The sequence below is a fragment of the Streptococcus sp. HMSC070B10 genome (assembly GCF_001808665.1).
In the GTDB taxonomy this organism is placed as follows: domain Bacteria; phylum Bacillota; class Bacilli; order Lactobacillales; family Streptococcaceae; genus Streptococcus.
Genome location: NZ_KV794214.1, coordinates 214,114 through 230,280 on the forward strand (window position 1 = coordinate 214,114; position 16,167 = coordinate 230,280).

23 protein-coding genes and 1 pseudogene are annotated in these 16,167 nt (G+C 41.3%); all 24 read right to left on the reverse strand.

What is annotated here, in order from left to right:
- Positions 1-38 precede the first annotated feature (38 nt).
- The 24 genes and pseudogenes from HMPREF2613_RS08580 to rpsQ all read right to left on the reverse strand — a co-directional run bounded on the left by HMPREF2613_RS08580 (position 39) and on the right by rpsQ (position 16,109).
- A pseudogene (locus tag HMPREF2613_RS08580) lies at positions 39-735 on the reverse strand (GNAT family N-acetyltransferase).
- Between the two features lie 193 nt (positions 736-928).
- Positions 929-3,430 carry a leucine--tRNA ligase gene (leuS, locus tag HMPREF2613_RS08585; RefSeq protein WP_070480048.1) on the reverse strand — a complete coding sequence of 834 codons (2,502 nt, stop codon included), beginning with the start codon at positions 3,428-3,430 and terminating at the stop codon, positions 929-931.
- A gap of 157 nt (positions 3,431-3,587) precedes the next feature.
- A complete protein-coding gene (locus HMPREF2613_RS08590) occupies positions 3,588-4,283 on the reverse strand; it encodes a histidine phosphatase family protein (protein WP_070480049.1) in 696 nt (231 codons plus the stop codon).
- A 244-nt stretch (positions 4,284-4,527) separates the two neighbouring features.
- On the reverse strand, positions 4,528-5,865 hold the full coding sequence (locus HMPREF2613_RS08595) for a PFL family protein (RefSeq protein WP_000354926.1): 1,338 nt from the start codon (positions 5,863-5,865) through the stop codon (positions 4,528-4,530).
- A 9-nt stretch (positions 5,866-5,874) separates the two neighbouring features.
- Positions 5,875-6,141, reverse strand: coding sequence for an ACT domain-containing protein (locus tag HMPREF2613_RS08600; RefSeq protein WP_000644120.1), 267 nt, complete (start codon positions 6,139-6,141; stop codon positions 5,875-5,877).
- Between the two features lie 264 nt (positions 6,142-6,405).
- A complete protein-coding gene (gene rplQ / locus HMPREF2613_RS08605) occupies positions 6,406-6,792 on the reverse strand; it encodes a 50S ribosomal protein L17 (protein ID WP_000331493.1) in 387 nt (128 codons plus the stop codon).
- 11 nt (positions 6,793-6,803) lie between these two features.
- Positions 6,804-7,739, reverse strand: a complete 936-nt coding sequence (locus HMPREF2613_RS08610) for a DNA-directed RNA polymerase subunit alpha (RefSeq protein WP_000568988.1) — start codon at positions 7,737-7,739, stop codon at positions 6,804-6,806.
- 42 nt (positions 7,740-7,781) lie between these two features.
- Positions 7,782-8,165 carry a 30S ribosomal protein S11 gene (rpsK, locus tag HMPREF2613_RS08615; protein ID WP_001118385.1) on the reverse strand — a complete coding sequence of 128 codons (384 nt, stop codon included), beginning with the start codon at positions 8,163-8,165 and terminating at the stop codon, positions 7,782-7,784.
- Between the two features lie 17 nt (positions 8,166-8,182).
- Complete coding sequence (gene rpsM, locus HMPREF2613_RS08620) at positions 8,183-8,548, reverse strand: 30S ribosomal protein S13 (protein ID WP_000090781.1); 366 nt, start codon at positions 8,546-8,548, stop codon at positions 8,183-8,185.
- A 17-nt stretch (positions 8,549-8,565) separates the two neighbouring features.
- Positions 8,566-8,682, reverse strand: coding sequence for a 50S ribosomal protein L36 (gene rpmJ, locus HMPREF2613_RS08625; RefSeq protein WP_001808836.1), 117 nt, complete (start codon positions 8,680-8,682; stop codon positions 8,566-8,568).
- Positions 8,683-8,706: 24 nt separating this feature from the next.
- On the reverse strand, positions 8,707-8,925 hold the full coding sequence (infA, locus tag HMPREF2613_RS08630; protein WP_001029883.1) for a translation initiation factor IF-1: 219 nt from the start codon (positions 8,923-8,925) through the stop codon (positions 8,707-8,709).
- Between the two features lie 116 nt (positions 8,926-9,041).
- The gene (locus HMPREF2613_RS08635) at positions 9,042-9,680 is read right to left on the reverse strand and encodes an adenylate kinase (RefSeq protein ID WP_001050436.1); all 639 of its coding nucleotides are present in this window, start codon (positions 9,678-9,680) and stop codon (positions 9,042-9,044) included.
- Positions 9,681-9,829: 149 nt separating this feature from the next.
- Complete coding sequence (gene secY, locus HMPREF2613_RS08640) at positions 9,830-11,140, reverse strand: preprotein translocase subunit SecY (protein ID WP_000465403.1); 1,311 nt, start codon at positions 11,138-11,140, stop codon at positions 9,830-9,832.
- A gap of 12 nt (positions 11,141-11,152) precedes the next feature.
- Positions 11,153-11,593, reverse strand: coding sequence for a 50S ribosomal protein L15 (gene rplO / locus HMPREF2613_RS08645; protein WP_000766087.1), 441 nt, complete (start codon positions 11,591-11,593; stop codon positions 11,153-11,155).
- Positions 11,594-11,737: 144 nt separating this feature from the next.
- Positions 11,738-11,920, reverse strand: a complete 183-nt coding sequence (gene rpmD / locus HMPREF2613_RS08650) for a 50S ribosomal protein L30 (RefSeq protein ID WP_000057241.1) — start codon at positions 11,918-11,920, stop codon at positions 11,738-11,740.
- A 13-nt stretch (positions 11,921-11,933) separates the two neighbouring features.
- Positions 11,934-12,428 carry a 30S ribosomal protein S5 gene (gene rpsE / locus HMPREF2613_RS08655; RefSeq protein ID WP_000874202.1) on the reverse strand — a complete coding sequence of 165 codons (495 nt, stop codon included), beginning with the start codon at positions 12,426-12,428 and terminating at the stop codon, positions 11,934-11,936.
- A 17-nt stretch (positions 12,429-12,445) separates the two neighbouring features.
- Positions 12,446-12,802: a 50S ribosomal protein L18 gene (rplR, locus tag HMPREF2613_RS08660; protein ID WP_000624044.1), complete on the reverse strand. Its 357-nt coding sequence runs from the start codon at positions 12,800-12,802 to the stop codon at positions 12,446-12,448.
- Positions 12,803-12,885: 83 nt separating this feature from the next.
- Complete coding sequence (gene rplF / locus HMPREF2613_RS08665) at positions 12,886-13,422, reverse strand: 50S ribosomal protein L6 (RefSeq protein WP_000086626.1); 537 nt, start codon at positions 13,420-13,422, stop codon at positions 12,886-12,888.
- 300 nt (positions 13,423-13,722) lie between these two features.
- Entirely contained in the window at positions 13,723-14,121 is a 399-nt protein-coding gene (gene rpsH / locus HMPREF2613_RS08670) for a 30S ribosomal protein S8 (RefSeq protein ID WP_000245504.1), read from the reverse strand.
- A gap of 180 nt (positions 14,122-14,301) precedes the next feature.
- Entirely contained in the window at positions 14,302-14,487 is a 186-nt protein-coding gene (locus tag HMPREF2613_RS08675; RefSeq protein ID WP_001085697.1) for a type Z 30S ribosomal protein S14, read from the reverse strand.
- 17 nt (positions 14,488-14,504) lie between these two features.
- The gene (rplE, locus tag HMPREF2613_RS08680) at positions 14,505-15,047 is read right to left on the reverse strand and encodes a 50S ribosomal protein L5 (RefSeq protein ID WP_000013542.1); all 543 of its coding nucleotides are present in this window, start codon (positions 15,045-15,047) and stop codon (positions 14,505-14,507) included.
- Between the two features lie 23 nt (positions 15,048-15,070).
- Entirely contained in the window at positions 15,071-15,376 is a 306-nt protein-coding gene (gene rplX / locus HMPREF2613_RS08685; RefSeq protein ID WP_000497691.1) for a 50S ribosomal protein L24, read from the reverse strand.
- A 78-nt stretch (positions 15,377-15,454) separates the two neighbouring features.
- Positions 15,455-15,823 (reverse strand): 50S ribosomal protein L14, encoded by a 369-nt coding sequence (rplN, locus tag HMPREF2613_RS08690; RefSeq protein WP_000616545.1) that lies wholly within the window; start codon positions 15,821-15,823, stop codon positions 15,455-15,457.
- Between the two features lie 25 nt (positions 15,824-15,848).
- Positions 15,849-16,109 (reverse strand): 30S ribosomal protein S17, encoded by a 261-nt coding sequence (gene rpsQ, locus HMPREF2613_RS08695; protein ID WP_000440801.1) that lies wholly within the window; start codon positions 16,107-16,109, stop codon positions 15,849-15,851.
- Between the last annotated feature and the right edge of the window lie 58 nt (positions 16,110-16,167).

The window sequence follows — 16,167 nt, forward strand, 5'->3', positions numbered from 1 at the left end:
AAATTCTTGCTTTTTAATAGTGATCATGTCAACACCTCTTAAAACTCTCTCAAGCTCTTGTACTGTTGTCCATTTTTATCAAAATTTTCAGGAGCCAACCATGCTTCCAATCGAGCTTTAACTTGGGGCCAGTCCTTATCAATCATATACAACCAAGCCGTATCCCTCGTACGCCCCTTATAAACGACTGCCTGACGAAAGGTTCCTTCATAGACAAATCCCAAACGCTCCGCAGCTCGTCTGGATGGCAGATTAAGAGAATCACATTTCCATTCGTAGCGACGATAGTGAAGTTCTTCAAAAACATAGCGAGCCAAGAGATACTGAGCTTCTGTCCCTATTCGTGTTCCCCTGAGTTCTAGAGAAAAAGTGACTGCTCCCACTTCTATCACTCGGTTATTCTGGTCAATGCGCATGAGAGAAAATGTTCCCAAAGCCTTACCAGTTGCCTTGTCTACAATCGCATAGTAAAAGCGATCCTTACGAGCCAACATCTGATTTAAAAGGCTAACCAGCTCCTCCATATCTGCCACTGACTCCTGAAAGAGGTAGGTCCACATCTCCCGCGGAGTATCTGGACCATAAACAGCTAATAAATCCTCCGCATGCTTTTTCCACCGAAAGAGCCTCTACCCGAGCATAACGCCCTTCTAAGAGATCAATAGCAGGCAATTCACCATGTGTATAACCTTCCATTGACTCACCAATCATCTGACCATATTCATTTACTGGCATAGCTTTCTCCTTGTTTCGCTTTTCAAACTTTATAGTTGCCCATAGTATATCATACTTTCATAAGAAGATTCAAAAAATCCTCCAGATTCTACTCTGAAGGATTCCTATCTTATTTCACAACGATATTAACGAGTTTAGTTGGCTCAAACAGTTTGGGAAACTGTTTGAGGTTGGAAATCAGCAAATAAATTGGTTATTTCACAACGATATTAACCAATTTATTTGGTACACTAATCACTTTCACGATTTCCTTACCATCAATTTCTGCTTTGACTTTTTCATCAGCGAGAGCACTTTCTTGTAATTCTTCGCGTGAGAGGTCTTTAACGACCATGAGTTTGGCACGGACTTTTCCTTTGATTTGGACGACGATTTCGATTTCGTCTTCAACCAATTTGCTTTCGTCCCATGTTGGCCAAGCCACGTAAGAGATTGACTCACCTGTTGCTGCAACAGTTTGCCAAAGTTCTTCTGCCAAGTGAGGTGCAAATGGGGCAATCAATTGGATAAAGCCTTTAGCGTAGTCCACATAGAGCTTGTCTTCCTTGTTAGCAGCGTTGACAAAGACCATAAGTTGGGCAATGGCTGTGTTGAATTTCATAGACTCGATTTGCTCAGTGACAGATTTGACTGTTTCATTGTAGACCTTGTCAAGAGCACCATTGTTTTCCGCAGCGATTTCTTTACTTGTAATCAAACGGTAAACACGGTCAAGGAACTTACGGCTTCCTTCCAGACCTTCTTCTGACCAAGCAATTGACGCATCAAGTGGCCCCATGAACATTTCATAGACACGAAGGGTGTCGGCACCGTATTGTTCCACCACATCGTCTGGGTTAACAACGTTCTTAAGCGATTTAGACATCTTAGCTGGTGCTTGCTCCAACTCTTCCCCTGTTTCTACATGGAAGAAAGAACCGTCACGTTTTTCAACCTTGTCAGTTGCCACAAGAGCCCCACGGTGGTCACGATAGCTGGTTCCCAAAATCATCCCTTGGTTAAAGAGTTTTTGGAATGGCTCCTTAGTTGGAACGACACCGAGGTCATAGAGGAATTTGTGCCAGAAGCGAGCGTAGAGCAAGTGAAGAACGGCATGCTCTGCACCACCCACATAGATATCTACTGGCAACCATTGTTTGAGAAGATCCTCATCGGCCAATTTCTCAGTATTGTGCGGGTCAATATAGCGGAGATAGTACCAGCTTGAACCTGCCCATTGTGGCATGGTATTAGTTTCACGACGACCTTTAACACCATCTTCACGAGTCACTTCAAGCCAGTCTGTCAAGTTAGCCAATGGACTTTCCCCTGTACCTGAAGGGCGAATGTCCTTGGTTACAGGCAAGACAAGTGGCAATTCATTTTCAGGGACAGCTGTTGAAGTTCCATCTTCCCAATGAATGATTGGAATTGGTTCACCCCAGTAACGTTGACGGCTAAAGAGCCAGTCACGGAGACGGTAGGTAACTTTCTCCTGACCAAATCCTTTTTCTTCCAACCAAGCCACAATCTTAGCAATAGCAGCTTCTTTGTTCAATCCATCTAGGAAGTCTGAATTGACATGAAGTCCATCTTCTGTGTAGGCAGCTTCTGCTACGTTTCCACCTTCAAGTACTTCTACGATTGGAAGGTCAAACTGTTTAGCAAATTCCCAGTCGCGTTGATCATGAGCAGGTACAGCCATTACCGCACCTGTTCCATAACTAGCAAGAACATAGTCCGCAATCCAGATTGGAATTTCCTTGCCGTTGACAGGGTTGATGGCATAAGCACCGGTCCAAACTCCTGTTTTTTCCTTGGCAAGGTCTGTACGAGCCAAGTCTGATTTCAGACTAGCTTGGTGTTTATAGTCTGCAACTGCTTCTGCTTGCTCTGGGCTTGTGATAGCGTTAACCAAGTCATGCTCAGGAGCCAATACAGTGAAAGTAGCACCGAAAAGGGTGTCAGGACGAGTGGTAAAGACGGTGAATTCCTTGTCTGTTCCCTTAACTTTGAAGATTACATTGGCACCAGTTGATTTACCAATCCAGTTGCGTTGCATGTCCTTGATAGATTCTGGCCAATCCAACTCATCCAAGTCGTTAAGCAAGCGCTCCGCATAGGCAGTGATTTTGAGCATCCATTGGCGCATCGGTTTGCGAACAACGGGATAGCCTCCACGCTCAGAAGTTCCGTCAGGAAGGACTTCTTCGTTGGCGATGGCTGTTCCCAACTCTTCAACCCAGTTTACTGGCACTTCCGCTTCATAGGCCAAGCCCTTTTCGTAAAGCTTAGTAAAAATCCACTGAGTCCACTTGTAGTAGTTTGGGTCTGTTGTATTGACTTCACGATCCCAGTCATAAGAAAATCCAAGCGCATTGATTTGACGTTTGAAGTTGGCAATGTTTTCAGCTGTAAATTCTGCTGGGTCATTCCCCGTATCCATAGCGTATTGCTCTGCAGGCAAACCAAAAGCATCCCAGCCCATTGGGTGAAGAACATTGTAGCCTTGCGCACGTTTGTAACGGCTGAGGATATCCGTTGCGGTATAACCTTCTGGGTGTCCTACGTGCAGACCCGCTCCAGACGGATAAGGGAACATATCGAGAGCATAAAACTTCGGTTTTGATGCATCTGTTCCAGTCTTAAATGTATGATGTTCTGCCCAGTAGCCCTGCCACTTAGGCTCAATTTCTTTATGATTGTAAAAACTCATGGTCTCTCTCCAATTTTGTGATGTTACTATTATACCATTTTTGAGGGAATTTGAAATATGAGAAATGTTCTTTTGGACTTGGATGACAAGAAAGACCGAATCACAAATCCAGCTTATATAACAGTATAAAAAATTAGCCCCCATTTGGAGCTAACTTCTATAGATTGTTTATCTCTTCTATCTTCTCACGTCCTAGTTCTCGGTAACTACGGTCACCAACAACCTCAACGCTAAACTGGCCGTCCTCATATTCAAGAATCGTCACGCTACCATTATCGAGACCATGCGGATGCATGCCATTGATCAGATAAACAATGGTTCCAATGGTCATTCCGTGGCTGACAACGAGGGCATTGCCCCCACCTTTCTCTTCCATTTCTTTAGCAATCACTTCAAAGCCTTCCTTGATTCGGCCACTGAGTTTTTCCCAACCTTCAGCCCAACCAGCTGTATCGACCTCTACCAAGCCCTCAGCCAGTTCAGCATAAGACAATTGGTGAACGTGGTCCACATTAAAGATACGAGGAATAATGCCCATAAAAAGATCACCATCATAAGCCCCGTCAAAACTACCGAAACACCATTCTCTGATACGCTTGTCCATGCGATAAGGGATTTTCCCCTGCAAGCCAAGTTCATCAAGAATGATTCCCATCGTCTGAATGGTGCGCCCTGAATCACTGGAATAAGCGCGTTCAAACTGCAAACCAGATTCTCGCAAACCGATTCCTAATTCTTGAATTCCTCGTTCACCTTCAGCAGTTAAAGGAGTATCGCTCCAACCTTGCGCGCGACCAATCGTGTTAAACATAGTCTTGCCATGACGTACCAAATACAATCGTACTTTTACCATTTTCCGTCCTCCGTTTGCTTCTATTATATCATGGATGATAAAACAAAAGCCACCCAGACAGGTGACTTTTGCAGGAGATTATTATGAAAAAGTTTAGGAGTTCTATTAAATAAAGATATTAGATGAAAATCAAATTCAAACTAAATCAGTGTTATCTGTTTCAAATAATATTAGGAGGTCTTTATTTAATGATTATAGTATACACATCCAACCTTAAATAGAACTTAAAATTTCTCCTATTTTCTTAATTTTTAAAACTATGAATTGGTGCTGGGATTTGTCCCCCACGAGAAATGAAATCGACAGACGAAGCCCCATTGACTTTCATAACAGGTGCAGTTCCTAATAGGCCACCAAACTCAATCATATCTCCTTCTTTTCCTTTTGGAATGATACGAACAGCCGTTGTCTTCATGTTAATGACACCAATTGCAGCCTCATCCGCAATCATAGCTGCAATGGTTTCAGCAGGAGTATCTTCTGGGATGGCAATCATATCCAAACCAACGGAACAGATAGCCGTCATAGCTTCTAGTTTTTCCAAATTAAGAGAGCCATTTTGCACTGCAGCAATCATTCCTTCATCCTCTGAAACAGGGATAAAGGCACCAGACAAACCACCAACTTGGTTGCAAGCCATAACTCCGCCCTTCTTAACTTGGTCGTTCAAGAGAGCCAAGGCAGCCGTCGTTCCATGCGTACCAACTGTCTCTAGCCCCATTTCCTCAAGGACACGTGCCACAGAGTCTCCAACTGCAGGTGTTGGTGCCAAACTCAAGTCCACAATACCAAACTCCACACCCAGTCTCTCACTGGCCATTTGACCAACCAATTGACCGATACGAGTGATTTTAAAGGCAGTTTTCTTGACTGTTTCTGCTACTACATCAAAGCTCTGTCCACGAACTTTTTCCAAGGCACGTTTCACCACACCAGGACCAGAAACTCCGACATTGATGATAACATCTGCCTCCCCAACACCATGGAAGGCACCCGCCATAAATGGATTGTCCTCAACAGCATTAGCGAATACAACCAACTTAGCTGCCCCCATATCAGATAGAGTTGCCGTTTCCTTGATAACTCGTCCCATATCTGCGACAGCCGTCATATTGATACCAGACTTGGTTGAGCCTATATTGACTGACGAGCAGACCTTATCCGTTTCAGCCAAAGCACGAGGAATAGAATTGATAAGAATCTCATCTCCCTTTTGATAACCCTTTTGTACCAAGGCTGAAAAACCACCAATAAAGTCCACACCAATCTCTTTCGCAGCCTTATCAAGTGCTTTTGCCAGAACCACATAGTCTGTCGCATCTGTCGCCGCCCCAATCAGAGAAATAGGAGTCACCGATACACGCTTATTAACGATTGGAATCCCCAACTCAGCCGCAATTTCATCGCCAACAGCCACTAAATTAGCTGCCTTGGTCCTAATCTTTTGATAAATTTTCTCCGCAGCACGATTGATATCCGGATCGATACAGTCCAATAGGGAAATCCCCATGGTAATAGTTCTGATATCGAAGTTTTGCTCCTCAATCATGGAGATGGTTTCAGTAACTTGTCTAATATCCATGATAACCTCCTAGATATTATACATAGCTTCGAAAATCGCTGCACTCTGAATGTTGATTTTCACATTCAAAATTTGCCCAAAAGCTTCAAATTCATTACGAAGACGTGTAAAATCTTGCTTTTCATCACTAGAGACGACAGCCATCATCGTGAAATATTCATCCAAGACAGTTTGAGAGATATCATCAATATTCAAACCCAATTCTGCTATTTTACCAGAAACACCTGCAACAATTCCAGATTTATCTTTACCAACAACAGTTATAATCGCTTTCATAAGCAAACTCCAATTCTTCTTTTAATAGGAAACCTGAACATTAAACAGGATTCTTTTCAAATAGTATAGCATAATTCTAACTAAAATACTCAAAAACGCCTGCTTACGAAGTTGTTCTTAAGAAAAAAACAATTTCGTAAACAAGCGTCTACTATCCCAACTTATGATGAGTGTTCCCGCTAGGACCGAAATCCTAGCGGTAGACCAGAGCTAGACTAAGAGCACAAGACTCCATCATCATAACACTCAACAAAATTGATGATTTTATACTAATTCGATGATCGCCATTGGCGCTGCATCACCACGACGTGGTTCAGTTTTAAGGATACGAGTGTATCCACCGTTACGTTCAGCATAACGAGGTGCAATTTCTGAGAACAATTTTTGAAGTGCTGTAGTAGAAGTGTACTTATCAGTTGCTTCATCATAGTTTTCAGATGCGATTTCATTACGTACGAAAGCAGCTGCTTGACGACGTGCATGCAAATCACCACGTTTACCTAGAGTAATCATTTTTTCAACAGTTTTACGGATTTCTTTAGCACGAGCTTCAGTTGTCACGATTGATTCGTTGATCAAAAGGTCAGTTGTCAAATCGCGAAGCATTGCTTTACGTTGTGAGCTAGTGCGTCCTAGTTTACGGTAAGCCATTTATTCCTCCTTTATTTATCTTTTAATCCAAGACCCAAATCAATGAGTTTGAGTTTCACTTCTTCCAAACTCTTGCGTCCAAGATTTCGTACTTTCATCATCTCTGCTTCAGATTTTTCTGTCAAATCATGCACAGTATTGATACCGGCACGTTTCAAACAGTTGTATGAACGCACAGACAAGTCCAGTTCCTCAATCGTACGATCCAAAATACGGTCGTCAGATTCAGTATCAGCTTCTTTCATCACTTCAGTTGACTTAGCAATCTCAGTAAGATTTGTAAACAAATCAAGATGTTCTGTCAAAATACGTGCTGAAAGCCCTAAAGCATCTTCTGGAATAATTGTTCCATTTGTCAAGATTTCAAGGGTTAATTTGTCAAATCCATCATTGCTACCTACACGAGCAGGTTCCACTTGATAGTTGACTTTTGTAACTGGTGTATAAATAGAATCTACAGCAAGTGTTCCAACTGGTGCATTATCTTTTTTATTTTCATCAGCAGGTACATATCCACGACCACTGTTAACAGTCATAGTCGCTTTTAGGGAAGAACCTTCACCGATTGTAAAGAGATAATGATCTGGATTTACAATTTCAATATCGCTATCTGTCAAAATGTCACCAGCTGTTACCTCAGCAGGACCTTCAACATCCAGTTCGATGATTTTTTCGTCTTCAACGTACGATTTCACTGCAATTCCTTTAATGTTCAGAATGATTTGCATCACGTCTTCACGAACACCTGGAACTGTGTCAAACTCATGTAACACACCATCAATATTGATAGATGTCACAGCTGCTCCTGGTAGAGAAGCTAGAAGTACACGACGAAGAGAGTTACCAAGAGTTGTACCGTAGCCACGTTCAAGTGGTTCGATTACAAACTTGCCATAATCTTTATTTTCATCAATTTTTGTTATATTTGGTTTTTCAAACTCGATCATTTAGTTACTCCCTCTTAAACGAAAAGCAGTGTAATGCGATGATTATACACGGCGACGTTTTGGAGGACGAGCACCATTGTGTGGCACTGGAGTCACATCACGAATTGCTGTTACTTCAAGACCAGCGGCAGCAAGCGCACGAATAGCTGACTCACGACCAGAACCTGGACCTTTTACAGTAACTTCAACTGATTTAAGACCGTGTTCTTGTGCAGATTTAGCAGCAGCTTCAGAAGCCATTTGAGCAGCGAATGGTGTAGATTTACGAGAACCTTTGAAACCAAGAGCACCAGCTGATGACCAAGCAATTGCATTACCATGCACATCAGTAATCATAACAATAGTGTTATTAAATGTAGCGTGAATATGAGCAATACCAGATTCGATATTCTTTTTCACACGACGTTTACGTGTTGGTTTAGCCAAGACTTTTACCTCCTATATTATTTTTTCTTACCAGCAATCGCAACAGCTTTACCTTTACGAGTGCGAGCGTTGTTTTTAGTGTTTTGTCCACGGACAGGAAGTCCACGACGGTGACGGATACCACGGTATGAACCGATTTCCATCAAACGTTTGATGTTCAAGTTTACTTCACGACGAAGGTCACCTTCAACTTTGATTGCATCCACTTCACGACGGATAGCATCTTCTTGATCTGATGTAAGATCACGTACACGAACATCTTCTGAGATTCCAGCAGCAGCCAAAATTTTCTTAGATGTTGCAAGTCCGATACCATAAACATAAGTCAATGAGATTACTACGCGTTTGTCATTTGGAATGTCAACTCCAGCAATACGAGCCATGTTTTCTCCTTTCTATCTTATCCTTGACGTTGTTTGTGTTTTGGATTTGCTGGGCAAATTACCATAACACGACCATTACGACGAATAACTTTACAGTATTCGCAAATTGGTTTGACCGATGGTCTTACTTTCATTTCTTATCCCTCCAAGTTTTTCGATTATTTAAAGCGGTAAGTGATACGTCCACGTGTCAAGTCATATGGACTCATTTCGACAGTAACACGATCTCCCGCTAAAATACGAATATAGTTTTTACGAATTTTACCAGAAACTGTTGCTAAAATCTGATGTCCATTTTCAAGTTCAACCGTAAACATTGCATTCGGCATTGTATCAACTACTTTGCCTTCAACTTCAATCACATCGTCTTTTGCCACGCAAAAGCACCTCCATAAATTTCGATTCGATGCCTCTAGACACAGAGACAACAATTATAAGTCAGACTATCTCAGTATAACATTTGTAGCGGATTTTTGCAAGTGTGAAAAACGCTTTATTTCAAATTTGTCAATACTTTTTCGATATCTGAGAAGACATCATTGATATCTTGATTACCTTCGATGTCATGAACCAAACCTTTGGCACGGTAGTGAGCAATGATTGGTTCCCCTTGAGCAATATTCACATCCAAACGACGTTTGACTGTCTCAGGCTTATCATCTTCACGTTGGTAGTAATCTTCTTCTTTATAGTCAACTGGTGGGTTAAAGACCTTGTGGAAAGTTTCTCCAGTTACGCGGTGGATGATACGACCACTCAAACGTTCCAAGAGGCTATCTGGATTCACTTCTATGTTGATAACACCTTCTAGTTCGATGCCAAGTTCAGCCAATGTTTTGTCCAAGGCATGAGCTTGTTCGATTGTACGTGGGTAACCATCCAACAAGAATCCTGTTTCTTTAATATCATCTTGTGAAAGACGTTCTTTTACGATTCCATTTGTAACTTCGTCAGGAACCAATTCACCCTTGTCAATGTATGACTTAGCAAGAACACCCATTTCAGTTTGATTTGCCATTGCAGCGCGGAACATATCACCTGTTGAGATATGTGCAACATGGAATTGTTCTACGATTTTTGCTGCTTGAGTTCCCTTACCTGCACCAGGTAAGCCCATAATCAAAAGATTCATGATTTGATCTCCTTATTTTATTTTTAAATAGAAGCAAAAAGTCTTTTCACCCCTATTTAAAAACAAAATAGAAGAGGGGAGACCAAACTCTCACAAATGTTAGAGTTAAACCTCCACTCCCTCAGTAATTACTGATTCAGTAATTACTTTTATTCTGTTCTGTCCATGAAACCAACATACTTACGTTTCAATAGGTAGCCTTCCAATTGTTTGATTCCTTCAATACCTGTAGAGATAATGATCAAAAGACTGGTTCCTCCAAAAGCAACTGCTTCTGAAAGTCCGAAAACATCTTTTGCTACGATCGGTAAAATAGAAATCACACCAAGGAAGAGAGAACCAACAGTTGCAAGACGACGAAGAAGTTTAGACATATATTCTTCTGTACCTTTACCAGGACGAACTCCGTGGATATAGGCACCGCTCTTTTGTAGATTCTCTGCCGCTTTTTCAGGATTAATCTGTACAAACGTATAGAAGAATGTAAAGAGAATAATCAATAAAGCATACATAGCAATACCAGTTGGTGAAGTTGTTGCCAGCATTTCTTGTGCTGTTCTTACCCAAGCCCAATCATGACCTGTAGCACTCAAAAACTGAAGAATAGCCGCAGGCGCTGCAGTAATCGAACTTGCAAAGATAACAGGGATAACTCCAGCAGGGTTTACCTTCAAAGGAAGGTAAGAGCTAGATGGAGCACCTTGTGCAACCTTAGTATATTGGATTGGAATTTTGTATTCTGCTTGTTGAACATAAGTTGTAAAATAAATGATCAACAATACAGTAATAATCAAAATGATTACGAAAATGATGGATGAGTTGATACGGCTACTTGGGACGTTCACAAAGTAGTCCACATAGATGCCCTGAATCATCTCTGGAATTGAGGCAACAATCCCGGCAAAGATAATCATAGAAACACCATTTCCGTATCCCTTATCTGTAATTTGCTCTCCCAACCAAGTCACAATCATACTACCAGCTGTTAAGATGATACCAATCATGATAAAGACTTGTGGAGTAAGAGCTGTTTTCAACAATTGAGCTCCAGCCAAAGTATTAAAACCAGCTGTAATCCCGATCGATTGCACAAAGGCTAGAACAAGAGCAATATAACGAGTAGCTTGATTTAATTTTCTTCGACCTACTTCCCCTTGTTTACCCCACTCTACAAATTTGGGTAAAATATCCATTTGCAAGAGTTGGACAACGATAGAGGCCGTAATGTAGGGGCTAACACCAAGAGCAAAAACTGAGAAGTTTTTCATGGCATTCCCTGACACCAAGCTCAACATGTTTAAGAAGGATAATCCACTTAAAGCATTCAAGCTATTGGCATTCACACCAGGAACTGTAATGCTAGTTCCGATACGAAAGACCAAAACGATAAAAATTGTGAATAAAATTTTTGATCGAACCTGCTTGACTTTAAGAGCTTCTCTTAATAATTTAAAAAACATAGGTCACCTCTCTTAGATGACTTCTACTGAACCACCTTTAGCAGTGATAGCTTCTTCAGCTGATTTAGAGAATTTAGCTGCTTTCACAGTCAATTTCTTAGTCAACTCACCGTTACCAAGAATTTTAATACCTGATTTTTCAGCTTTAACAATTCCTGCTTCGATAAGAACAACTGGAGTAACTTCAGCACCATCTTCAAAGACGTTCAATTGGTCAAGGTTCACAATTGCGTATTCTTTAGCGTTGATGTTAGTGAATCCACGTTTTGGAAGACGACGGAACAATGGAGTTTGTCCACCTTCAAAACCAAGGCGAACTCCGCCACCGCTACGAGCTTTTTGACCTTTTTGACCACGACCAGATGTTTTACCGTTACCTGATGAAGTACCACGACCAACGCGGTTACGTACTTTACGAGAACCTTCTGCAGGTTTCAATTCATGAAGTTTCATTTTTATTTTCTCCTCTTTTGTAAAATGCTAGCGCCGATAAGGGAGAAAAGGTTGTCTCCCCCATCAACTCGCCTATACGACGTCATCATAGATGACTATATCTAGTTTTAGGGGATGGTATAGTGCACATCCCCTAAAAATTCATTAGTTTACTTCTTCAACTGTTACCAAGTGAGATACTGCAGTGATCATACCACGGATAGCAGCGTTATCTTCTTTAATAACAGAGCTGTTCAATTTGCCAAGTCCAAGTGCTACAACAGTTTTACGTTGTGATGGAATGCGTCCGATTGGAGACTTAGTCAAAGTAATTTTAATTTGAGCCATTTTATCCCCTTTCTTATGCCAAATCAGAAACTGAAATACCACGAAGGGCAGCAACTTCTTCAGCGCGTTTCAATTGTTTCAAACCTTCAACAGTTGCACGAACAATGTTGATTGGAGTGTTAGAACCAAGTGATTTAGATGTAATATCTGCCACACCTGCCAATTCCACAACGGCACGAACTGCACCACCAGCGGCAACTCCAGAACCTTCTACAGCAGGTTTCAACAATACTTTAGCTCCACCGAATTCTGAAAGAACTTCGTGTGGGATTGTTGTTCCAACCATAGGAACTTCGATCAAGTTTTTCTTAGCATCATCTACTGCTTTACGGATTGCTTCTGGAACTTCTTGAGCTTTACCAGTACCAAATCCTACGCGACCGTTGTGGTCACCAACAACAACAAGAGCTGCGAAACGAAGACGACGTCCACCTTTAACAACTTTTGTAACACGGTTGACAGCAACTACGCGTTCTTCTAATTCAACTGCATTGTCTTTAAATGCCATTTTCTAGTGTCCTCCTATTAGAATTTCAATCCGTTTTCACGAGCTGCATCAGCCAAAGCTTTCACACGTCCGTGATATAGATATCCACCGCGGTCGAACACCACTTCTGAAATACCTTTAGCGTTTGCACGTTCTGCAACGAGTTTACCGACAGCAACGGCTTGTTCAGTTTTAGTTCCTTTTGAAACTTCTTTGTCAAGAGTTGAAGCACTTGCGAGCGTTACACCCGCTACGTCATCAATCACTTGAGCGTAGATGCCTGTATTAGAACGGAATACGTTCAAACGTGGGCGATCAGCAGTTCCAGAGAGTTTTCCGCGAACGCGACGGTGGCGTTTTTGGCGGAGTTTGTTTTTATCTGGTTTTGAAATCACAGTTTTCACCTCTTTAGTTTTAAATCGTGTGCTATGCACAAAGTTGGAAAATAGGTTGGTGGTTGAGACTCAACCACTCAACATTATTTACCTGTTTTACCTTCTTTACGGCGAACGAATTCACCAACGTAACGGATACCTTTACCTTTATATGGTTCTGGTGAACGAAGGCTACGTACGTAAGCAGCTGTTTGACCAACTACTTCTTTTGAAATTCCGCTAACAACGATTGTTGTTGGGTTTGGAAGTTCAAAAGTAATTCCTTCTGGAGCTTCAACTTCGTCTGGATGAGATTTACCAACAGCCAAAACAAGTTTAGATCCTTGAAGTTGTGCACGGTAACCAACCCCGCGCATTTCAAGTTCTTTCTTGAATCCTTCTGATACACCAACAACCATGTTGTTCAAAAGGGCACGAGTAGTTCCGTGGATAGTTTTCATTTCTTTTGAATCATTTGGACGGTGAAGAGTTACTTCAGTACCTTCCACACGGATTTCAATATCTTTTGAGAACTCACGAGTAAGTTCTCCTTTAGGTCCTTTTACAGTTACAACGTTGTCATTGTTAGTGATTTCTACACCAGCAGGCAACACGATAACTTTATTACCAATACGTGACATGTTTATTTTCTCCTGTTAAATTGTCAGGCCAGAACGGCCAGTTTTCACGGGGTTCAGATACTTATTTAGTTCAAGAGCTGAACTGAACACGCTCTAAGAACTGTGCAAAATAGATAAGTTGGCTTGTTTGTAAACAAACTTCTCCAACTTTCTAATTTTGCTTTGTTCTTTACGAGCTTTGTATCTTGATTTGAGTTCGAGCTAAGAATTTGGTGAAAAAGATAAGTTTGTCTTGAAGCATCGCTCCTGCTACAAACTTCCTATTTTCACTGCATTCTTTTAACGCTCTCACATCATCAATTACCAAACGTAAGCGATAACTTCTCCACCAACATTCTTTTGGCGTGCTTCTTTATCAGTAAGCAAACCTTCAGAAGTTGAAAGGATAGCAATTCCAAGTCCGTTAAGAACTTTTGGAAGGTCTTCACGTTTTTTGTAGACACGAAGTCCTGGTTTAGAAACACGTTTCAAGTTAGTGATAACTTTTTCACCGTTTGGTCCGTATTTAAGGAATACACGGATGATGCCTTGTTTGTCATCTTCGATGATTTCAACGTTTTTTACAAAACCTTCGCGTTTAAGGATTTCAGCAATCCCTTTTTTGATGTTTGATGCAGGTACTTCAAGTACTTCGTGTTTAGCTTGGTTAGCGTTACGAATACGAGTTAGGAAGTCTGCGATTGGGTCAGTCATAACCATTTTATTTTTCTCCTCTTACTAGTAGTTTGCAAGTTGCACTTGCTAGTTAATGATTGAGCTAGGCTCAGAATATATTTCTAGGTTTCAAGTCCTAAGTGAGTCTAGGCATCTGCTTGCAGGCATAACTTGAGTTAGGCAAAAGCAGATAACGACGAATCACGACGGGATTGAAAGCTAGAATTACCAAGATGCTTTTGTTACACCAGGAATTTGTCCTTTGTAAGCTAATTCACGGAAGCAAACACGGCAAAGTTTAAATTTGCGGTAAACTGAATGTGGACGACCACATTTTTCACAACGAGTATAAGCTTGAGTAGAGAACTTCGCTGGACGTTTGTTCTTAGCAATCATTGATTTTTTAGCCATTAGATTTACCTCCTATATTATTTTGCAAAAGGCATTCCAAGGCCTGTAAGCAATGCACGTGACTCTTCGTCAGTGTTAGCAGTTGTTACGATAACGATGTCAAGACCACGAGTTTTGTCAACGTCATCGAAGTTGATTTCTGGGAAAATCAATTGTTCTTTCACACCAAGTGTGTAGTTTCCGCGTCCATCAAATGATTTTGTTGGAACACCGTGGAAGTCACGTACACGTGGAAGTGAAACTGAAACCAATTTATCCAAGAATTCGTACATACGTTCACCACGAAGGGTAACTTTTGCACCGATCGCAACACCTTCACGAAGACGGAAGCCGGCGATTGATTTTTTAGCTTTAGTGATAAGTGGTTTTTGACCTGAGATAAGTGCCAATTCTTCAGCAGCTTTTTCAAGGCTTTTAGCGTTTGATACAGCTTCACCAACACCCATGTTCAAAACGATCTTATCTACTTTAGGCACAGCCATCACTGATGAGTAGTTGAATTGTTCTGTCAAAGCAGGAACTACTTCATTAAGATATTTTTCTTTTAAACGATTTGCCATTATACTTCTCCTTTCCTTCGTGATTAATCAAGCACTTCGCCTGATTTTTTGTTGTAGCGAACTTTTTTACCGTCTACAAATTTGTAACCAACACGACCAGCTACACCATTTTTGTCCAAAACTTGAACGTTTGATACGTGGATAGCTGCTTCTTTCTCGATGATACCACCTTGAGGAAGTTCGTTAGTTGGACGTTGGTGTTTCTTAACGATGTTAACACCTTCAACGATAACTTTGTTTACTTTTGGAAGGGCAGTAAGGACAACAGCTTCTGTTCCCTTATCTTTACCAGCGATTACGCGAACTTTGTCGCCTTTTTTTACAAACATTAGGTTTCTCCTTGATTTTTCTTACGCCCATAAGGGCACCCTGGAGGTAAATCCAGGGGACTAGTTTGTTTCTAAAAATTAAAGTACTTCTGGAGCAAGTGACACGATCTTCATGAAGCCACCTTCACGCAATTCACGTGCAACTGGGCCAAAGATACGTGTTCCGCGAGGAGTTTTGTCTTCACGGATGATAACTGCTGCGTTTTCGTCAAATTTGATGTATGAACCATCAGCACGACGAGCACCTGATTTAGTACGAACGATAACTGCTTTAACAACGTCACCTTTTTTAACCGCACCACCAGGAGTAGCTTGTTTTACAGATGCCACGATAACATCACCGATGTTTGCAAATTTACGTCCTGAACCACCAAGAACTTTGATAGTCAAGATTTCGCGAGCACCGCTGTTGTCTGCGACTTTCAAACGAGTTTCTGTTTGAATCATTTCAGTTTTCTCCTTTCAGGTTTGATTAGATGATGACCGCTTCTTCAACAACTTCTACAAGACGGAAACGTTTTGTAGCTGAAAGCGGGCGAGTTTCCATGATACGTACGATATCGCCTTCTTTGGCAACATTGTTTTCATCATGAGCTTTGTATTTTTTAGAGTAGTTAATACGTTTACCATAGACTGGGTGGTTACGTTTTGTTTCAACTACAACTGTGATTGTCTTGTCCATTTTGTCAGATACAACACGTCCAACAAGAACTTTACGATTATTGCGTTCCATTGAAATTTCTCCTTCCCTAGTCTATTATTTCGCTTCAGATTGAACTGTTTTGATACGA

Coding starts and splice junctions, on each gene's coding strand:
- rpsQ (WP_000440801.1), bottom strand. CDS start 16,109: ATGGAACGCAATAATCGTAAAGTTCTTGTTGGACGTGTTGTATCTGAC.
- rplE (WP_000013542.1), bottom strand. CDS start 15,047: ATGGCAAATCGTTTAAAAGAAAAATATCTTAATGAAGTAGTTCCTGCT.
- rplN (WP_000616545.1), bottom strand. CDS start 15,823: ATGATTCAAACAGAAACTCGTTTGAAAGTCGCAGACAACAGCGGTGCT.
- HMPREF2613_RS08635 (WP_001050436.1), bottom strand. CDS start 9,680: ATGAATCTTTTGATTATGGGCTTACCTGGTGCAGGTAAGGGAACTCAA.
- leuS (WP_070480048.1), bottom strand. CDS start 3,430: ATGAGTTTTTACAATCATAAAGAAATTGAGCCTAAGTGGCAGGGCTAC.
- HMPREF2613_RS08595 (WP_000354926.1), bottom strand. CDS start 5,865: ATGGATATTAGACAAGTTACTGAAACCATCTCCATGATTGAGGAGCAA.
- secY (WP_000465403.1), bottom strand. CDS start 11,140: ATGTTTTTTAAATTATTAAGAGAAGCTCTTAAAGTCAAGCAGGTTCGA.
- rplX (WP_000497691.1), bottom strand. CDS start 15,376: ATGTTTGTAAAAAAAGGCGACAAAGTTCGCGTAATCGCTGGTAAAGAT.
- HMPREF2613_RS08590 (WP_070480049.1), bottom strand. CDS start 4,283: ATGGTAAAAGTACGATTGTATTTGGTACGTCATGGCAAGACTATGTTT.
- rpmD (WP_000057241.1), bottom strand. CDS start 11,920: ATGGCTCAAATTAAAATTACTTTGACTAAGTCTCCAATCGGACGCATT.
- rpsH (WP_000245504.1), bottom strand. CDS start 14,121: ATGGTTATGACTGACCCAATCGCAGACTTCCTAACTCGTATTCGTAAC.
- HMPREF2613_RS08600 (WP_000644120.1), bottom strand. CDS start 6,141: ATGAAAGCGATTATAACTGTTGTTGGTAAAGATAAATCTGGAATTGTT.
- rplO (WP_000766087.1), bottom strand. CDS start 11,593: ATGAAACTTCATGAATTGAAACCTGCAGAAGGTTCTCGTAAAGTACGT.
- rpsM (WP_000090781.1), bottom strand. CDS start 8,548: ATGGCTCGTATTGCTGGAGTTGACATTCCAAATGACAAACGCGTAGTA.
- rpmJ (WP_001808836.1), bottom strand. CDS start 8,682: ATGAAAGTAAGACCATCGGTCAAACCAATTTGCGAATACTGTAAAGTT.
- HMPREF2613_RS08610 (WP_000568988.1), bottom strand. CDS start 7,739: ATGATCGAGTTTGAAAAACCAAATATAACAAAAATTGATGAAAATAAA.
- rplQ (WP_000331493.1), bottom strand. CDS start 6,792: ATGGCTTACCGTAAACTAGGACGCACTAGCTCACAACGTAAAGCAATG.
- HMPREF2613_RS08675 (WP_001085697.1), bottom strand. CDS start 14,487: ATGGCTAAAAAATCAATGATTGCTAAGAACAAACGTCCAGCGAAGTTC.
- rplF (WP_000086626.1), bottom strand. CDS start 13,422: ATGTCACGTATTGGTAATAAAGTTATCGTGTTGCCTGCTGGTGTAGAA.
- rpsE (WP_000874202.1), bottom strand. CDS start 12,428: ATGGCATTTAAAGACAATGCAGTTGAATTAGAAGAACGCGTAGTTGCT.